The organism is Pseudomonas sp. TSO6 (genome assembly GCF_056098905.1).
Genome location: NZ_JBLZWV010000002.1, coordinates 22715 through 39101, shown reverse-complemented (window position 1 = coordinate 39101; position 16387 = coordinate 22715). Strand labels below are relative to the sequence as shown.

Genomic DNA, 16387 nt, shown 5'->3' with positions numbered 1-16387 from the left:
GCATTACGAAATAAATGCTAAGAACAGCTATGGGAAAAGGCTAAAATGCGCGACCCCAGCTAACCGCTGACCCAAATTTCAATGCGCCCCACAAGGTTCGCTACGTGATCGAGTTCCAACAGGTACATAAGACCTACCGCGTTGCCGGTAGGGAAATCCCCGCACTGAATCCGACCAGCCTGACCATCGAAGATGGCCAGGTGTTCGGCCTGATCGGCCATTCCGGCGCCGGCAAAAGCACCATGCTGCGCCTGATCAACCGCCTGGAAGAACCCTCCGGCGGCAAGATCATCGTCGACGGCGAAGACGTCACCGCGTTCAACGCCAGCCAGCTGCGCGGCTTCCGTCAGCAGGTCGGGATGATTTTCCAGCACTTCAACCTGCTGGCCTCCAAGACCGTCGCCGACAACGTCGCCCTGCCACTGACCCTGGCCGGCGAGCTGTCGCGCAGCGAAATCGACAAGCGCGTCACCGAGCTGCTGGCCCGTGTCGGCCTGCAAGACCACGCCAAAAAGTACCCGGCGCAGTTGTCCGGCGGCCAGAAGCAGCGCGTCGGCATCGCCCGCGCCCTGTCCACCAACCCGAAGATCCTGCTGTGCGACGAGGCCACCAGTGCCCTCGACCCGCAAACCACGGCCTCGGTCCTGCAACTGCTGGCCGAAATCAACCGTGAGCTGAAGCTGACCATCGTGCTGATCACCCATGAAATGGACGTGATCCGCCGTGTCTGCGACTGTGTGGCGGTGATGGACGCCGGCCAGATCGTCGAGCAAGGCTCGGTGGCCGATGTGTTCCTGCACCCGCAGCACCCCACCACCAAGCGCTTTGTCCAGGAAGACGAGCAGGTCGACGAAGGCGAGCAGCGCGACGACTTTGCCCACGTACCTGGCCGCATCGTGCGCCTGACCTTCCAGGGCGACGCTACGTACGCGCCGCTGCTGGGCACCGTGGCCCGCGAAACCGGTGTGGACTACAGCATCCTCGCCGGGCGTATCGACCGCATCAAGGATGTCCCCTATGGCCAGCTCACCCTCGCCCTGATCGGCGGTGACATGGAAGCGGCCTTCGCCCGCTTCAAGGCAGCTGACGTACATATGGAGGTACTGCGTTGATGGACGCCCTGAATTTCTTTGCCAACGTCGACTGGGCCGAAATCTGGCTGGCCACCATCGACACCATGATCATGCTGTTCGGCTCGCTGTTCTTCACCGTGCTGCTGGGCCTGCCACTGGGTGTGCTGCTGTTCCTCTGCGGGCCAAAGCAGATGTTCGAGCAGAAGGGCGTGTACGCGTTGCTGTCGCTGGTGGTCAACATCCTGCGCTCGCTGCCGTTCATCATCCTGCTGATCGTGATGATCCCGTTCACCGTACTGATCACCGGCACCTCGCTGGGCGTTGCCGGCGCCATCCCGCCGCTGGTGGTGGGTGCCACGCCGTTCTTCGCCCGCCTGGTGGAAACCGCCCTGCGTGAAGTGGACCGCGGCATCATCGAGGCTACCCAGTCGATGGGCGCCACCACCCGCCAGATCATCACCAGTGCGCTGCTGCCAGAGGCCCGTCCGGGTATCTTCGCGGCCATTACCGTCACCGCCATCACCCTGGTTTCGTACACCGCCATGGCCGGTGTGGTGGGCGCCGGTGGTCTGGGCGACCTGGCTATCCGCTTCGGTTACCAGCGTTTCCAGACCGATGTGATGGTAGTGACCGTGGTACTGCTGCTGGTACTGGTTCAAGTACTGCAGAGCGTGGGCGACAAACTGGTCGTGCATTTTTCCCGTAAGTAACCCCAATGGGGTCGGCCTGGCCGACCCGTTCGGGGGCCGTCGCGGCCCTCACAAGGAGTGATCAATGAAGAAGCTGCTTGCTGTCGCTGCCGCTGTTGCGGCCTTCTCGGCCCACGCCGATACCCTGACCGTTGCCGCCACCCCGGTGCCGCACGCCGAAATCCTCAACTTCGTCAAACCGCAGTTGGCCAAAGAAGGCGTGGAGCTGAAGGTCAAGGAATTCACCGACTACATCCAGCCGAACGTACAGGTTGCCGAAAAGCGCCTGGACGCCAACTTCTTCCAGCACCAGCCGTACCTGGATGAGTTCAACAAGGCCAAGGGCACCAACCTGGTCAGCGTGGCCGGCGTGCACATCGAGCCGCTGGGCGTGTATTCCACCAAGATCAAGAAGCTGGACGAGCTGTCCTCCGGCGCCACCGTGGTCATCCCCAACGACGCCACCAACGGCGGCCGCGCCCTGCTACTGCTGGACAAGGCAGGCGTGATCAAGCTCAAGGACAACAAGAACATCCTGTCCACCGTGAAGGATGTTGCCGAGAACCCGAAAAACGTGAAGTTCCGTGAGCTGGAAGCCGCCACCATCCCGCGTGTGCTGACCCAGGTCGATGTCGCCCTGATCAACACCAACTACGCGCTGGAAGCCAAGCTGAACCCGGAAAAAGACGCGCTGGCCATCGAAGGCAGCGACTCGCCTTACGTGAACATCCTGGTTGCCCGCCCGGACAACAAGGATTCGGAAGACATGAAGAAACTGGCGGCTGCACTGCACTCGCCAGAGGTGAAGCAGTTCATCCTCGAGAAGTACAAGGGCGCTGTGGTTCCGGCGTTCTGATCCAACATCCCCGGGGCCGCTTTGCGGCCCTATCGCCGGCAAGCCAGCTCCCACAGGTACAGCGCCAGCCTCAGGCCCTGTGAGGTCCCTGTGGGAGCCGGCTTGCCGGCGATTGGCCCTGGCAGGCAAACCACAAGGACCGAGGTGTACGCCGTACTTTGTGTCGCGATAGGCCTGCGCAGCAGGCCCAGCATTCTCAATCCCGCTTCACAAGCCCGGGCAACTGCGCCACCAGCTTCTGGTTGTTGAACGGCGCACGAATGAACCCACGCTGACGCCCATCCGGCCCGACAACCGCCAGGTTGCCACTGTGATCCACGGTATACCCCGGCTTGCTGGTATCCGCCGGAATGAACGGAATGCTCAAGGCATTGGCCAGCTTCTGGGTATCTTCGATCGACCCCGCCACCCCGACAAAGTCCTTGTCGAAATAGCCCAGGTACTGCTTCAGCTGGTTCGGCGTATCGCGGTTCGGGTCCACACTCACCAGCACCACCTGCAGCCGGTCGACGGCTTCCTTGGGCAGCTCGCTCTTCACCTGGCGCAACTGGGCCAGGGTGGTCGGGCAGATGTCCGGGCAGTAGGTGTAGCCAAAGAACAGCAGCGACCATTTGCCCTTGAGGTCATCCATCTGCACCGGCTGGCCGTCCTGGTTGGTCATGGTCACGTCGGCCACGGTGCGGCTCTGCGGCAGCAGGATAATGCCGGCGTCGATCAGCTCGGCGGGGTTGGGCTGGTCGCGGCCATTGAGCACCTTGTTGACGGTAAGGCCCAGGATCAACGCGACCAGGGCGACGAGGATGAAGACGGTTTTCTGGGTTCGGGTCATAGGTTCAGCAACAGGTAGTGGTCGAGGAGCAACGCGATGAACAGCGCGAACAGGTAGCCGATAGAGTACTTGAAGGTGCCGATCGCCGCGTGCGGCCGGCTGCCACGGTACAACACCCAGGCCCATTGCAGGAAGCGCAGCCCCAAGGCCAGGGCACAAGCCAGGTACAGTGGGCCGCTCATGTGGATGGCATAGGGCAGCAGGCTCACCGCCAGCAGAATCAGGGTGTACAGCAAAATATGCAGCTTGGTGTAGCGCTCGCCATGGGTCACCGGCAGCATCGGGATATCGGCCTTGGCGTATTCTTCTTTGCGGTGGATGGCCAGCGCCCAGAAGTGCGGCGGGGTCCAGGCGAAGATGATCAGCACCAGCAGCAAGGGTTCGGCGCTGACATGGCCGCTTACCGCCACCCAGCCGAGCAGCGGCGGGGCGGCGCCGGCCAAGCCGCCGATGACGATGTTCTGTGGCGTGGCGCGTTTGAGAAAGCCGGTGTAGAGCACCGCATAACCGAGCAATGAGGCCAGGGTCAGCCAGGCAGTGACGGCGTTGGTGAACACCAGCAGCAGGGCCATACCCAATAGCGCCAGGACCAGGGCGAACAACAACGCCGCTAGCGGCTCAACCCGCCCTTGGGCCAGCGGGCGCTTATGGGTGCGGGCCATCAGTGCATCGATGCGCCGGTCCACCACATGGTTCACCACCGCCGCCGCGCCAGCGCACAGGCCGATGCCCAGGTTGCCGAACAGCAGCACACTCCAGCCGACCCCCGCCCGTGTGGCCAGGAACATGCCCGCCAGCGAGGTGATCAGCATCAGTACCACTACCTTGGGATTGGTCAGCTCCAGGTAATCGCGCCAGCTGGCCCGTCGTGCGCTCAGAAGCGTCGCCACGAGTCGTTCCTCATGTGATGGGAGATGCCCACGCCGGCCACCGGTCGCAGGCGCCAGCCTTGGCCGACACCCACGCGTACCTTGTCGACCACTCGAATGCGGTAGTTCACCAGCACCATGCTCAGCAACAACAGTGCCCCGCCGGCATTGTGCGCAACCGCTACCGCCAGCGGCAGGTGGAACACCACGTTGCTGATGCCCAGGCCCACTTGCAGGGCCAGCGCCAGCAGCACCAGCCGCGCCAGGCCGGGGAGGCCACAGCGGTACAGCTTCCAACTGAGCATCAGCAGCACGCAGGTGACCAGTAGCGCGCCCAGGCGGTGGCTGATGTGGATGGCCGTGCGGGCATCACTGTCCAGTTGCCCGCCCAGGTAATTGGGGCCGACGTGCTGGGTCAGGTGGAAGCCATTGCTGAAGTCCGCCGCTGGCCACCACTGGCCGTGACAGGTCGGCAGGTCAATGCAGGCGACCGCTGCATAGTTGGCACTGACCCAGCCGCCCAGGGCGATCTGGCCGACCACCACCAACAGCGCCAGCGCAGCGATCCGCCGCAGGCTCAGTGGCAGTTTCGGCAAGGGCGCAAAGGCCCGGGATAGACGCAGTGACAACAGGAATAGCAAGCTCAGGGTGGTGAAGCCACCCAGCAAATGCGCCGTGACCACCTGCGGCCACAGCTTCAGGGTGACCGTCCACATGCCGAAAGCCGCCTGGGCCAGCACCACACCCAGCAACAGCACCGGCAGGCGGTAAGGCTGGCCATCGCGGGCATGCCGACGCAGCGCCTGGAAGGCGAGCAGGGCAATCACCATGGCCAAGGTACCGGCGAAATAGCGATGGACCATTTCCGCCCAGCCCTTGGCCTCTTCCACCGGGTGATCGGGGAAGTGCAGCTCGGCATGGGCAAGCTGGGCCTCGCTCTTGGGCACGCTGATGAAGCCATAGCAACCCGGCCAGTCGGGGCAGCCGAGGCCGGCGTGGGTCAGGCGGGTGTAGGCACCCAGCAGGACGACCAGCAGTGCCAACAGGGTGGCGAACACAGCAATGCGGTATCCAGGTCTGGCCATGGCAGGCTCCTAGCCGATGTTGGACAGCTTGAGCAGGTGGCGCAGGTCATCCAGCACATGCTTGCCGTTGGCCTTGCCGTCATAACGCAGCACCAGGTTGCCGTGGGGGTCGACGATCCACAGTTGCGGGCCAGGCTCGCCCACCTTCTGCAGGTAGCGCGGGGCATCCAGCGGGTAGCGTTGCAGCTGCGGGTACTCGCGGCCCAGCAGCGCCTGGTAGTCGGCGCTCAGTGGCTGGGCGGTGGCCAGTGCATGGCTGGCACGGCTGGCATCGCGGCCCAGGCCCACCTGGATTTGCCGGGCCAGGTACACCAGGCGCTGGCAGTCCTCGGTACAGGCTTCGGGCGCACTGACCAGCAACTGCCAACGCTGGTCCTGGCCTGCCACGCCGATATCGGTGCGGGTTTCACCGTTGCCGATCATGGCGCCGTGGTAACTGCGGCCTTCTGGCACCCAGAACTTCAGCTTGTACATGCTGGTGGCCAGAATCATCGGCCCGAGCACTACCAGCAGGATCAGCAAAAGCTGCAAACGCCCGCGGGCTCTGGGTTTGCTACGTTCAGGCACGTCCAGTGGAGTGGCGGTGGCCATGGCGTTTCTCCTTGTTGTGGTGCCAGCCGAAATAGAGGTAAAGCAGAACCAGTGCACCCGCCAGGGCAAACCACTGCACGGCGTAGCCCAGGTGTTTTTCCGGGCCCATGGCGACAACCGGCCAGTCCAGGCGATAGGCCGCCGGGCCGGGCTCCAGGCGCAACTCATGGGCAAAGCCTTCACGGCCCAGCGCCGGCCATAGCTGCGCGGCATCAACGGCTGTGAGCAGGTGCGGCCATTGGCCGCCTTCAGGGTCGGGATGCAGCTGGAACGTGCTGCCCGGCGATACATACACCGAAGCGTCCAGTGCCAAGGCGTGTGCAGGGGTGTCGAAATGCACAGGCACGCGGCGGTCTGGCCATGGCAGCCAGCCGCGGTTGATCAGCAGCCACTGGCCACTGGCCTGGTCATGGAAGGGTTGCAGGAGTTCGACACCGGCCTGGCCATCGCGCATGCGGTTGTCCAGCAATACGCTGTGCTCGGCGTCGAAGCGGCCGTACAGGTGCAGGCGGCGAAACGCATTGTCGTCGCTTGATGCGAGCTGGGCGGTGGTGATCGGCGCCTCGATGCGCCGCTCGGCATAGGTGGCCAGCAGCGCGCGCTTTTCCTCGGCGCGGCCGAGTTGCCAGCAGCCGAGCGCAACCAGCCCCGGCAGCAGTGCAAGCACCACCAGAGTCGGTACCCAGCCTGGGCGAAACGGCCTCACGGGCGCCTCGCTATACTTATCCACATCACCGCATCCCCCCGGAGTAGCGCCATGCTCAAGGCCGCGATTGTCCTGATGCTGTTGGCCACGATTGCCAGCCTGTTCAGTGGCCTGGTGTTTCTGGTCAAGGACGACGAAAACTCGACTCGTCTGCTGAAGGCTCTGACCGTGCGGGTGACCCTGGCGGCCCTGACCATTGCCCTGGTCGCCTGGGGTTTGCTCAGCGGTCAGCTGGTTTCACACGCCCCCTTCTGAAACTGCACTCGTTTTGCTGGCCTCATCGCCGGCAAGCCAGCTCCCACAGGAATCTGCATAGGCCACAGGCCCTGTGTAACCCTGTGGGAGCTGGCTTGCCGGCGATTGGCCTTACAGCACATACACAAAGATGAACAACCCCACCCACACCACGTCGACGAAGTGCCAATACCAGCTGGCTGCCTCGAAGCCGAAGTGTTTCTCGGGGTTGAAATGCCCGCGCAAGATGCGCACGAACATCACGATCAGGATGATCGTGCCCAAGGTCACGTGGGCACCGTGGAACCCGGTGAGCATGAAAAACGTCGCGCCATAGATCCCCGACCCCAGCGTCAGCCCCAGCTTGGTATAGGCTTCGTGATACTCGAAGGCTTGCAATGCAATGAAGCTGAGCCCCAGCAGGATGGTCAGGGCCATCCAGAATTTCAGCGGCCCGCGGTGATCACGGCGCAGGGCGTGGTGGGCAATGGTGATGGTCACACTGGAACTGACCAGCAAGATGGTGTTGATTAGCGGCAGGTGCCACGGGTCGATCACTTCCTTGGGCGGCGGGAACAGTTTCGGGTCGGGCGTGTGCAGCAGCGGCCAGGTGAATTCGAACGTGGGCCACAGCATGTGTGCAACACCCTTGGCCCCGTCGCCACCCAGCCACGGCCCTGCCAGTACGCGCACGTAGAACAGCGCACCGAAGAAGGCCAGGAAGAACATGACTTCAGAGAAGATGAACCAGCTCATGCCCCAGCGGAACGAGCGGTCCAGCTGCGGGCTGTACAACCCGGCTCGGCTCTCCTTGACCACTGCGCCAAACCAGCCGAACAGCATGTAGGCCAGAAACAACGCACCCACGAAGAAGATCAGCGGCCCGTGCGAATCCGGGTGCCCGGCCTTCATGTCGTTGAACCAGGTGCCCAGGCCGAACACCGTGATGAACATGCCGATGGTGGCGATGATCGGCCACTTGCTCTGCGCCGGAACGTAATAGTGCTGGTGACTTGCCATTGCTGTTCTCCTTCCCTTAACGGGCGCCCTGGACGTCCTGGGCCGCAACATGCGCGACCGGCGGGTGGCGAGCGGTGATGTCGAACAAGGTGTAGGCCAGTGTCAGGTGCTTCACGCTGACCGGCAGGTCGCGGTCGACGATGAAGCGCACGGGCATCTCGATGCGTTCGCCGGGCTGCAGCACCTGCTGGGTAAAGCAGAAGCACTCGGTCTTGTGGAAGTACGCCGCGGCCTCGGCCGGGGTGATGCTGGGTACCGCCTGCGCGCTCATGGGTCGGTCGGTCGGGTTTTGCGCGACGAAGATCATCTGGTTCACCGCCCCCGGGTTGACCTCCAGTTGGTCAGCCGTGGAGTAGAAGTCCCAGACCATGTCGCTGGCATTGGTCGACATGAACTGCACCCGCACCGAACGCGACGGGTCACTGACCTGGCTGCCCTCGTATTGCCCGCCGGTCTTGCCGTTGATGCCGAAGGCCTTGCACATCACGTCGTAGATCGGCACCAGGGCAAAGCCGAAGGCGAACATCACCACCGTCAGCATCAGCAGGCGCGTTACCAGGCGTTTCAGCGACAGGCCGTTCATGGCGGGTTTCCTATTTCACTTCCGGTGGTGTCTGGAAGGTGTGGTAGGGCGCAGGTGAGGGGATCGACCACTCCAGGCCCTCGGCGCCATCCCAGGGCTTGGCCGGTGCCGGCGCCCCGCCGCGGATGCACTTGATGACGATGAACAGGAAGAAGATCTGCGTGGCGCCGAACATGAAGGCACCGATCGACGACACCATGTTGAAGTCGGCGAACTGCAGGTTGTAGTCGGGGATGCGTCGCGGCATGCCGGCCAGCCCCACGAAGTGCATGGGGAAGAAGGCCATGTTCATGCCGATGAACGACAGCCAGAAGTGCAGCTTGCCAAGGGTTTCGTCGTACATGTGGCCGGTCCATTTCGGTAGCCAGTAGTACGCCGAGGCGAAGATGCCGAAGATTGCCCCGGGCACCAGCACGTAGTGGAAGTGCGCCACCACGAAGTAGGTGTCGTGGTACTGGAAGTCCGCCGGGGCGATGGCCAGCATCAGCCCGGAGAAGCCGCCGATGGTAAACAGGATCACGAAGGCGATGGCGAACAACATCGGCGTTTCGAAGGTGAGCGAGCCTTCCCACATGGTGCTGACCCAATTGAACACCTTCACCCCGGTGGGCACGGCAATCAGCATGGTGGCGTACATGAAGAACAGCTCACCGACTACCGGGATGCCGACCACGAACATGTGGTGGGCCCAGACGATGAACGACAGGAAGGCAATTGCGCCGGTGGCGTACACCATCGAGGTGTAGCCGAACAGCGGCTTGCGCGAGAACGCCGGGATGATCGAGCTGACCGCACCAAAGGCCGGCAGGATCATGATGTACACCTCGGGGTGGCCGAAGAACCAGAACACGTGCTGGAACAGCACCGGGTCACCGCCCCCGGCCGCGCTGAAGAAACTGGTGCCGAAGTGAATGTCCATCAGCATCATGGTCACCACACCGGCCAGCACCGGCATCACCGCAATCAGCAGAAAGGCCGTGATCAGCCAGGTCCAGACAAACAGCGGCATCTTCATCAGGGTCATGCCAGGCGCACGCAGGTTGAGGATGGTGGCAATCACGTTGATCGCGCCCATGATCGAGCTGATACCCATCAGGTGGATGGCGAAGATGAAGAAGGTGACGCTGGCGGGGGCGTAGGTGGTGGACAGCGGGGCGTAGAAGGTCCAGCCGAAGTTCGGCCCGCCACCCGGGCTGAACAGGGTCGAGACCAACAGCAGGAAGGCTGCCGGCAGCAGCCAGAAGCTGAAGTTGTTCATGCGCGGCAGGGCCATGTCAGGCGCGCCGATCATCAACGGGATCATCCAGTTGGCCAGGCCGACGAAGGCCGGCATCACCGCGCCAAACACCATGATCAGGCCGTGCATGGTGGTCATCTGGTTGAAGAAGGCTGGCTCCACGATCTGCAGGCCAGGCTGGAACAGCTCGGCGCGGATCACCATGGCGAACGAGCCGCCAAGCAGGAACATGATGAAGCTGAACCACAGGTACATCGTGCCGATGTCTTTATGGTTGGTGGTCAGTACCCAGCGCATCAGGCCCTTGGCCGGGCCGTGGGCGTGCTCATGGCCGTGGGCGTGGTCGTCGATCACTGTGCTCATGTCCTGTCTCCTGCAACCCATTGATTGCCGCGAGTAACCCGGTTCACTTGGCTTCTGCCTGCTTCAGCGCCAGCACGTCCTTCGGCGTGACCATGTCGCCCTTGTTGTTGCCCCAGGCGTTGCGTTCGTAGGTGACAACGGCGGCAATGTCGACTTCCGAGAGTTGCTTGCCGAACGCCGCCATGGCGGTACCGGGCTTGCCGTGGAAGACAATGCTCAGGTGGCCTTCCTTCGGCCCGGTGGCGATCTTCGAGCCCTTGAGCGCCGGGAACATCGGCGGCAGGCCCTGGCCTTCGGCCTGGTGACAGGCCACGCAGGTGGTGTGGTAGACCTTGTCGCCACGTTCCACCAGCTCTTCCAGGGTCCACTCCTTGCTGGTCAGTTCCTTGAGCTTGGCGGCTTCAGCCTTGCGCTCACCCAGCCAGGTGTCGTAGTCGGCCTTGGACTTGACCTCCACCACTACCGGCATGAAGCCGTGGTCCTTGCCGCACAGCTCGGTGCACTGGCCGCGGTAGATGCCGGGCTTTTCGATACGGGTCCAGGCTTCGTTGACAAAGCCGGGGATGGCGTCGCGCTTGACCGCGAAGGCCGGCACCCACCAGGAGTGGATGACGTCGGCGGCAGTCACCAGGAAGCGCACTTTGGCGCCCACCGGCAGCACCAGCGGCTGGTCGACTTCGAGCAGGTAATGCTCGTCCTTGGGGGCCTTGTTGTGAATCTGATCGGTGGGGGTGGCCAGGTTGCTGAAGAACTCCACATCCTGGCCCAGGTATTTGTAGTGCCACTTCCACTGGTAGCCGGTGACCTGGATGTCGATGTCCGACTCGCTGGCGTCGTAGATGTCGATCAGGGTCTTAGTGGCCGGAATGGCCATTACCACCAGAATCAGGAAGGGCACCACGGTCCACATGATTTCCACCCAGGTATGCTCGTGGAAATGCGCGGCCTGCTGGCCAGTGGAGCGGCGGTGGACGACCATGGACCAGAACATCGCGCCGAATACAACTACGCCGATGATCACGCAGATCCAGAAGATGGTCATGTGCAGGTCGAAGACGGCGTTGGAAACCTCCGTCGCCCCCGGGTGCATGTTCACGGTCCAGGCGGCGTTGGCCTGACCAAAAACCGACCACAACAGGAGGCCCATCCAGACATGTGGATGTCGCATCATTGCGGGTTCCCCTTCTAATTCTTGTTGTCCCGGAGGCGTGGCCTGCGGCAAGAGGGAACGGCGGTCAAGACTGCCTGGCTTCGACGACCGAGCCCCTGCAAAAGCAGTCGGGCCTCATCAACGAATCACGTTCAACGGGAGTATAGACAGCGACCAATGGCACGCAATGAAGCGTGTGAAATGAACTTCACGAAATGACTGAATGGTCTGAAAACCGCGCGCTTGATAGGGTGTGGCGCAATAATGGCACTCCCATATACCTGATAGCGCACACGTTTGCGCCGCTTATAACAAATGCGTCTTAGGTATTCTGTATACCGAGCTAATTTAGTGTCTTCCGTTTGAAACGTAATGTCCCTGGAGTTGTCATGAACATCGCTGCTGTACGCGAGCAGGTAAGCCAAGCCCATCAACATGAAGGCCAGACCGGCCAATTGAAACAGCGTCTCGAGCTGCAACTGCCCCATCTGCACCCCTCGATCCAACTGCCTGAGCAGGACGCCCAGGGTACTTTGGCGCGCTTCGTCAGCGCCTACATCGACCAAGTTCCGGAACTGCTGGAGGCCGCCCACGAGGTCGCCCGCGAAGCCGGGATCGAATCGCAGATCAAACCTGTACTGAAAATTGCCGAGGCTTACTTCCTGCAGCCGCCCAGCGTGATGCAAGGGCATGTAGGCCTGGACTGCCTGCTGGATGAGGCCTACCTGGCGCACCGCCTGGTGGAAGAGGTGAATGACCTGTACATCCGCCACTTCCAGCAGCCGCTGATCCCGGTCGACACCACGGTCGCCAACCTTATTGCCCACCAGCTGATTGGCGAAAGCTTTGCCAACCAGCTGGATGAAGTGGTGCACCACTCGGTTGACGAAATGCTCAATAACGAAAGCTTTGCGGTGGAATCGGTGGAGGCTTACCGCGAAAAGCTGAGCAGCCCGGCAACCGGCGAGGCGTGGAAGCGCTGGCCTTGCCTGTCGCGCCAGCTGGGTGTGGAGCTGGGTCAGCCAGCCTGATATTCCTGTACCGCCCGCTCCCACAGGTACTGCACAGCATTGAGTGTCTGTGCGGTCCCTGTGGGAGCGGGTTCACCCGCGAAGAGGCCAGTTCAGGCGATAGAAGTTTTCAGGCCCCAACCCCCGCCGTAGTGCGCAACCGCCCTTCGATCCGCCGCTTCAGGCGCCGCTGCTCGATCAACAACCGTGAGCCATTGGCCGCATTACTGCGGTTCCAGTCCTCCAGCAGCTCAAGGCACGAGTGGTCGATGTAGCTCAGGTTGCCCAACGGCACATGCAACGTGGTGCCCGCCGGTACGGTATCCAGCACCTGGGTCAGCGCCGGCACCTTCAGGAACGTCGCCGCACCACTTAACCGCAGCTCCATGTGCCCGGCCTTCTCCAGGCTCACCAGGTTGATCTTCAGCCGCGCTGCCTTGAACGCCAGCTTCAGCAGGGTCAGGGCAAAGCCCAGCAGCACCCCGGTCAGCAGGTCGGTGAAGATGATGGCCAGCGCCGTCGCCGCATAGGTGAACATCGGCATGCGACCATAACGGCCCAGGCCACGAAATGCCTTGAAGTCGACCAGCTTGACCCCGGTAAACACCAGCACACCCGCCAGGCTCGCCACCGGAATCTGCTGCAGCACGCTGCTCAACACCACCACGAAGGCCAACAGCCACAAGCCGTGAAAGATTGCCGATGCCCGCGTCTGCGCCCCCGCCTGCACATTGGCCGAGCTGCGCACGATCACACCCGTCATCGGCAGCGCGCCCAGCACGCCACAGAGCATGTTGCCGATACCTTGGGCCGACAGTTCACGGTCAAAGTCCGAACGCTGGCCGCTGTGCATGCGGTCTACCGCCGCGGCCGAGAGCAAGGTTTCGGCGCTGGCGATGAAGGCCAGGGCAAAGGCGGCGACCAGCAGGGTAGGGTCGGCCAGTTGCATCAGGTCAGCCGGGCGGAGCCAGTCGATGGCCTCGGACAGGTCTGCCGGCACCTGCACGCGGTTTACCGGCAAGGCCAGCCACATACTGATGGCAGTCATGGCGGCAACACCCAGCAGGGCGCCAGGGACGAAGCGCAGCCGCTGCGGCCGCAGGCGTTCCCAGCCCCACATGATGGCGATGGTGCCCAGGCCCAGCGCACCGGCCATCCAGCCGGAGCCTGCGTTTTCCTGTGGCAGGGCTGCGGCAACGGTGGACGGGAACTCCAGCAGGTTCTGCAACCCGGAAGGCTGCGGCGCCGTGTCGAACATCACATGCACCTGCGACAACACGATCAGCACGCCAATCCCCGCCAACATGCCGTACACCACCGCTGGCGCAGTGACACGAAACCAGCAACCCAGGCGCAGGCGCCCGGCCAGCAACTGCAGCAGCCCGGCCAGCAACAGGATCGGCCCAAGCATGGCCATGCCATGCTGGCGCACCAGTTCGAACACCAGTACCGCCAGGCCGGCGGCAGGGCCGCTGACCTGCAACGGCGAACCGGCGAGGAAACCCACCACAATGCCGCCGATAATGCCGGTAATCAGGCCCTTGGCCGGCGGCATGCCCGAGGCAATCGCGATACCCATGCACAACGGCAGGGCCACCAGAAAAACCACCACCGACGCCAGCAACTCACGCGGCAGGGCCGCTTTCAACTGTGTAATGTTCACCGTGTTTCTCCTTTCTCTGTCGCACGGCCATTCCTCTGGCCGTGGGCACGTTTGCCCCTGACGAGCGCGCAAGCGCGGGCCGCCAGCGGGCTTGCCGGCAAGGCAGTCAGGGAATTCAAGGCAGCCGAAGGCCGCGCCACACCCCATAGGGTGCAGCCGGCTATCAAGGTTCTAGCGGTGGATGGGTCGCTTAGTAGCGGCCTCTCGGAGTAGCGCAGGGGACCGGCTCGCCAGCAGCCAGGGGCAGGAAGCTGTCGCTGATGGCGTCATAAGCTTCGATCTTGCTGGTTTCGATGTCGTAAACCCAGCCATGAATGAACAGCTCACCGGCTGCAAGGCGCGAGGCAACCGAAGGGTGGGTGCGCAGGTGATGCAACTGGGCGATCACGTTTTCCTTGGTCAGCACCTGCATGGTTTCGTGTTCGGTACCGCACGAGCAGTTGTTCTCGACCACGGTACGCGCCACTTCGGCATGGCGCAGCCAGGCGGAAACAGTCGGCATCTTGGTCAGCGATTGCGGGTTGAGTACCGCACGCATGGCGCCACAGTCGGAATGGCCACAGACGATGATGTGGTGCACTTTCAGCGCAAGCACGGCGTATTCGATGGCGCTGGAAACGCCGCCGTTCATCTGACCGTAGGGCGGTACCACGTTACCCACGTTACGGGTTACGAACAGGTCGCCAGGCGAGCTCTGGGTGATCAGCTCGGGGACGATGCGCGAGTCGGCGCAGGTGATGAACATGGCACGCGGCGTTTGCGCAGTGGCGAGCTTCTTGAACAGCTCTTGCTGTTCGGGGAAGACGTCATGGTGAAAGCGCAGGAAGCCGTCGACGATGTGCTTCAGGGCGGCATCGGCGCCCTCAGCGGGTACCTCCGGAACGACCTTGGATGGGTCCTTGACGGGCATGATTCATCCTCTTGACGGTGTGTTGGTAAATCCATTTTACCGGTGAAAGATTCTGGCTATGCAGGGTTTTAGATGACGCGCACGGGCCATAGATCACAGTCGGTGTGGACTGATTTCCTACGCTAGCGGGGAAAACTTAACTGAAACTTAATTCGAAGGCTCTAGAACGGGCGTTCCAGATATAAAAGGCGGGTTCTGGATAATAGCAAAAAAACATCAACTGCCAATATGTATTAGCGCAATTATTAACTCGGATTAGTTGTATTGAGGGCTGGCAATGGGCCCCATTTGGGGACCTGAGACCTGCAAGCTGCCTGTGGGAGCGGGCGTGCCCGCGAAAAGGGCAACTCGGTATAAGGCACCGGCTACGCCGGTGTTCGCGGGCACGCCCGCTCCCACAAAAACCGTGATCTTTTCAAAATCAAAACAGGGCCATCTGCCCATTGGGCGGGCAGAAGGCAGAGCAGTCCAGCGTCTGCGCCTCGCGCCCTTCAAAATCCAGCCGCTTCATGGCTTTGGCAAACCGTTGCGCCAACAACTCGGCAAATACCCCTTCACCGCGCATGCGCGCACCAAACCGGCTGTCATACAGCTCGCCGCCCCGGCTCTGGCGAATCAGGCTCAACACATGGGCCGCCCGTTGCGGGTAATGGTCCTGCAGCCACTGCTCGAACAGCGGCGCCACCTCCAGTGGCAGGCGCAGCATCATGTAGGCCGCGCTCTGTGCGCCCGCTTCCCTGGCAGCCTCCAGCAAACGCTCCAGCTCACTGTCGTTGATCATCGGAATCATCGGCGAACACAACACACCCACCGGCACACCCGCCTCGCGCAACACGCGGATGGCCCTCAACCGGGCACTGGGTGACGCCGCCCGCGGTTCCAGAACCCGCTTGAGGTCGTCGTCCAGCGTGGTCAGGCTGATCATTACCCGCGCCAGACGCTGCCGGGCCATTTCGGCCAGCAGGTCGAGGTCGCGCAACACCAGCGAACCTTTGGTCACGATGGTCACCGGGTGACGAAAACGCAGCAACACTTCCAGCAGCCGCCGGGTCAGCAACTGCTCCCGCTCGATCGGCTGGTACGGGTCTGTATTGGAGCCCAGGTTGATCGGCGCGCACACGTAGCCCGGTTTGCTCAATTGCTGTGCCAGCACCTCGGCGGCGTTGGTCTTGGCGATCAGCTTGGTTTCGAAGTCTAGGCCGGGGGACAGGTCCCAGTAGGCATGGGAAGGGCGGGCATAGCAGTAGATGCAGCCATGCTCGCAGCCGCGGTAGGGGTTGATCGAGCGATCAAAGGGCAGGTCGGGTGAGGTGTTACGGCTGATCACCGACTTGGCCGTCTCGATCCGCACCTCGGTCCCTTGGCTCTGCGGCACTTCCTGATACCAGCCGTCATCCTCCACCACCGAGTGGCTGGGAGCGAAGCGGTTGTGCGGGTTGTGCGCCGTGCCACGGCCCTTTAGTGGTGCTGGAGGATTCATGGCTAACCCCTATACTGTATTTACATACAGTATCGCAGC

Annotated in this window: 17 protein-coding genes; 5 read left to right on the top strand and 12 right to left on the bottom strand. The window is 62.5% G+C overall.

The features are described from left to right. Positions 1 to 104: 104 nt before the first annotated feature. From ACN6NG_RS00255 to ACN6NG_RS00245, 3 genes are all read left to right on the top strand, one after another. Positions 105 to 1112: a methionine ABC transporter ATP-binding protein gene (locus ACN6NG_RS00255; protein ID WP_016497411.1), complete on the top strand. Its 1008-nt coding sequence runs from the start codon at positions 105 to 107 to the stop codon at positions 1110 to 1112. Next, positions 1112 to 1783, top strand: coding sequence for a methionine ABC transporter permease (locus ACN6NG_RS00250; RefSeq protein ID WP_012269918.1), 672 nt, complete (start codon positions 1112 to 1114; stop codon positions 1781 to 1783). Before ACN6NG_RS00255 ends, ACN6NG_RS00250 begins: the two co-directional genes overlap by 1 nt. Positions 1784 to 1847: 64 nt before the next feature. Beyond that, entirely contained in the window at positions 1848 to 2618 is a 771-nt protein-coding gene (locus ACN6NG_RS00245; RefSeq protein ID WP_063424544.1) for a MetQ/NlpA family ABC transporter substrate-binding protein, read from the top strand. Positions 2619 to 2814: 196 nt separating this feature from the next. On the opposite strand, the gene ACN6NG_RS00240 is transcribed toward ACN6NG_RS00245, so the two are convergent. From ACN6NG_RS00240 to ACN6NG_RS00220, 5 genes are read right to left on the bottom strand one after another with little or no spacing between them, the layout of a single operon-like run. Further along, positions 2815 to 3447: an SCO family protein gene (locus ACN6NG_RS00240; protein WP_063424542.1), complete on the bottom strand. Its 633-nt coding sequence runs from the start codon at positions 3445 to 3447 to the stop codon at positions 2815 to 2817. Continuing rightward, positions 3444 to 4337, bottom strand: a complete 894-nt coding sequence (gene cyoE / locus ACN6NG_RS00235) for a heme o synthase (RefSeq protein ID WP_474312714.1) — start codon at positions 4335 to 4337, stop codon at positions 3444 to 3446. The genes ACN6NG_RS00240 and cyoE overlap by 4 nt, the downstream gene beginning before the upstream one ends. Then, complete coding sequence (locus tag ACN6NG_RS00230; protein ID WP_063424538.1) at positions 4322 to 5401, bottom strand: COX15/CtaA family protein; 1080 nt, start codon at positions 5399 to 5401, stop codon at positions 4322 to 4324. The genes cyoE and ACN6NG_RS00230 overlap by 16 nt, the downstream gene beginning before the upstream one ends. Before the next feature lie 9 nt (positions 5402 to 5410). Further along, entirely contained in the window at positions 5411 to 5992 is a 582-nt protein-coding gene (locus tag ACN6NG_RS00225; protein ID WP_063424536.1) for a hypothetical protein, read from the bottom strand. Beyond that, a complete protein-coding gene (locus ACN6NG_RS00220) occupies positions 5961 to 6698 on the bottom strand; it encodes an SURF1 family protein (protein ID WP_353457132.1) in 738 nt (245 codons plus the stop codon). Before ACN6NG_RS00220 ends, ACN6NG_RS00225 begins: the two co-directional genes overlap by 32 nt. A 51-nt stretch (positions 6699 to 6749) precedes the next feature. Between ACN6NG_RS00220 and ACN6NG_RS00215 the strand changes: the two genes are divergently transcribed. After that, the gene (locus ACN6NG_RS00215; protein WP_016484259.1) at positions 6750 to 6953 is read left to right on the top strand and encodes a twin transmembrane helix small protein; all 204 of its coding nucleotides are present in this window, start codon (positions 6750 to 6752) and stop codon (positions 6951 to 6953) included. 111 nt (positions 6954 to 7064) lie between these two features. Here ACN6NG_RS00215 and ACN6NG_RS00210 read toward each other — a convergent pair whose 3' ends face one another. The 4 genes from ACN6NG_RS00210 to coxB are packed head-to-tail and all read right to left on the bottom strand — an operon-like array spanning position 7065 to position 11306. Then, positions 7065 to 7952, bottom strand: a complete 888-nt coding sequence (locus tag ACN6NG_RS00210) for a cytochrome c oxidase subunit 3 (RefSeq protein WP_063424534.1) — start codon at positions 7950 to 7952, stop codon at positions 7065 to 7067. 16 nt (positions 7953 to 7968) lie between these two features. After that, the gene (locus ACN6NG_RS00205; protein ID WP_063424532.1) at positions 7969 to 8535 is read right to left on the bottom strand and encodes a cytochrome c oxidase assembly protein; all 567 of its coding nucleotides are present in this window, start codon (positions 8533 to 8535) and stop codon (positions 7969 to 7971) included. Between the two features lie 10 nt (positions 8536 to 8545). Next, positions 8546 to 10135: a cytochrome c oxidase subunit I gene (gene ctaD / locus ACN6NG_RS00200; RefSeq protein WP_016497403.1), complete on the bottom strand. Its 1590-nt coding sequence runs from the start codon at positions 10133 to 10135 to the stop codon at positions 8546 to 8548. Positions 10136 to 10178: 43 nt separating this feature from the next. Next, on the bottom strand, positions 10179 to 11306 hold the full coding sequence (coxB, locus tag ACN6NG_RS00195) for a cytochrome c oxidase subunit II (protein ID WP_016497402.1): 1128 nt from the start codon (positions 11304 to 11306) through the stop codon (positions 10179 to 10181). A gap of 368 nt (positions 11307 to 11674) precedes the next feature. On the opposite strand from coxB, the gene ACN6NG_RS00190 reads away from it, so the two are divergent. After that, the gene (locus ACN6NG_RS00190; RefSeq protein WP_061202793.1) at positions 11675 to 12316 is read left to right on the top strand and encodes a hypothetical protein; all 642 of its coding nucleotides are present in this window, start codon (positions 11675 to 11677) and stop codon (positions 12314 to 12316) included. Positions 12317 to 12425: 109 nt separating this feature from the next. Here the strand turns inward: ACN6NG_RS00190 and ACN6NG_RS00185 are convergent, their stop codons facing one another. From ACN6NG_RS00185 to ACN6NG_RS00175, 3 genes are all read right to left on the bottom strand, one after another. Beyond that, positions 12426 to 13958 (bottom strand): SulP family inorganic anion transporter, encoded by a 1533-nt coding sequence (locus ACN6NG_RS00185; RefSeq protein ID WP_063424530.1) that lies wholly within the window; start codon positions 13956 to 13958, stop codon positions 12426 to 12428. Positions 13959 to 14148: 190 nt separating this feature from the next. Next, a complete protein-coding gene (locus ACN6NG_RS00180) occupies positions 14149 to 14868 on the bottom strand; it encodes a carbonic anhydrase (protein WP_016497399.1) in 720 nt (239 codons plus the stop codon). A 421-nt stretch (positions 14869 to 15289) separates the two neighbouring features. After that, positions 15290 to 16348 carry a PA0069 family radical SAM protein gene (locus tag ACN6NG_RS00175; protein WP_353457134.1) on the bottom strand — a complete coding sequence of 353 codons (1059 nt, stop codon included), beginning with the start codon at positions 16346 to 16348 and terminating at the stop codon, positions 15290 to 15292. Positions 16349 to 16387 lie beyond the last annotated feature (39 nt).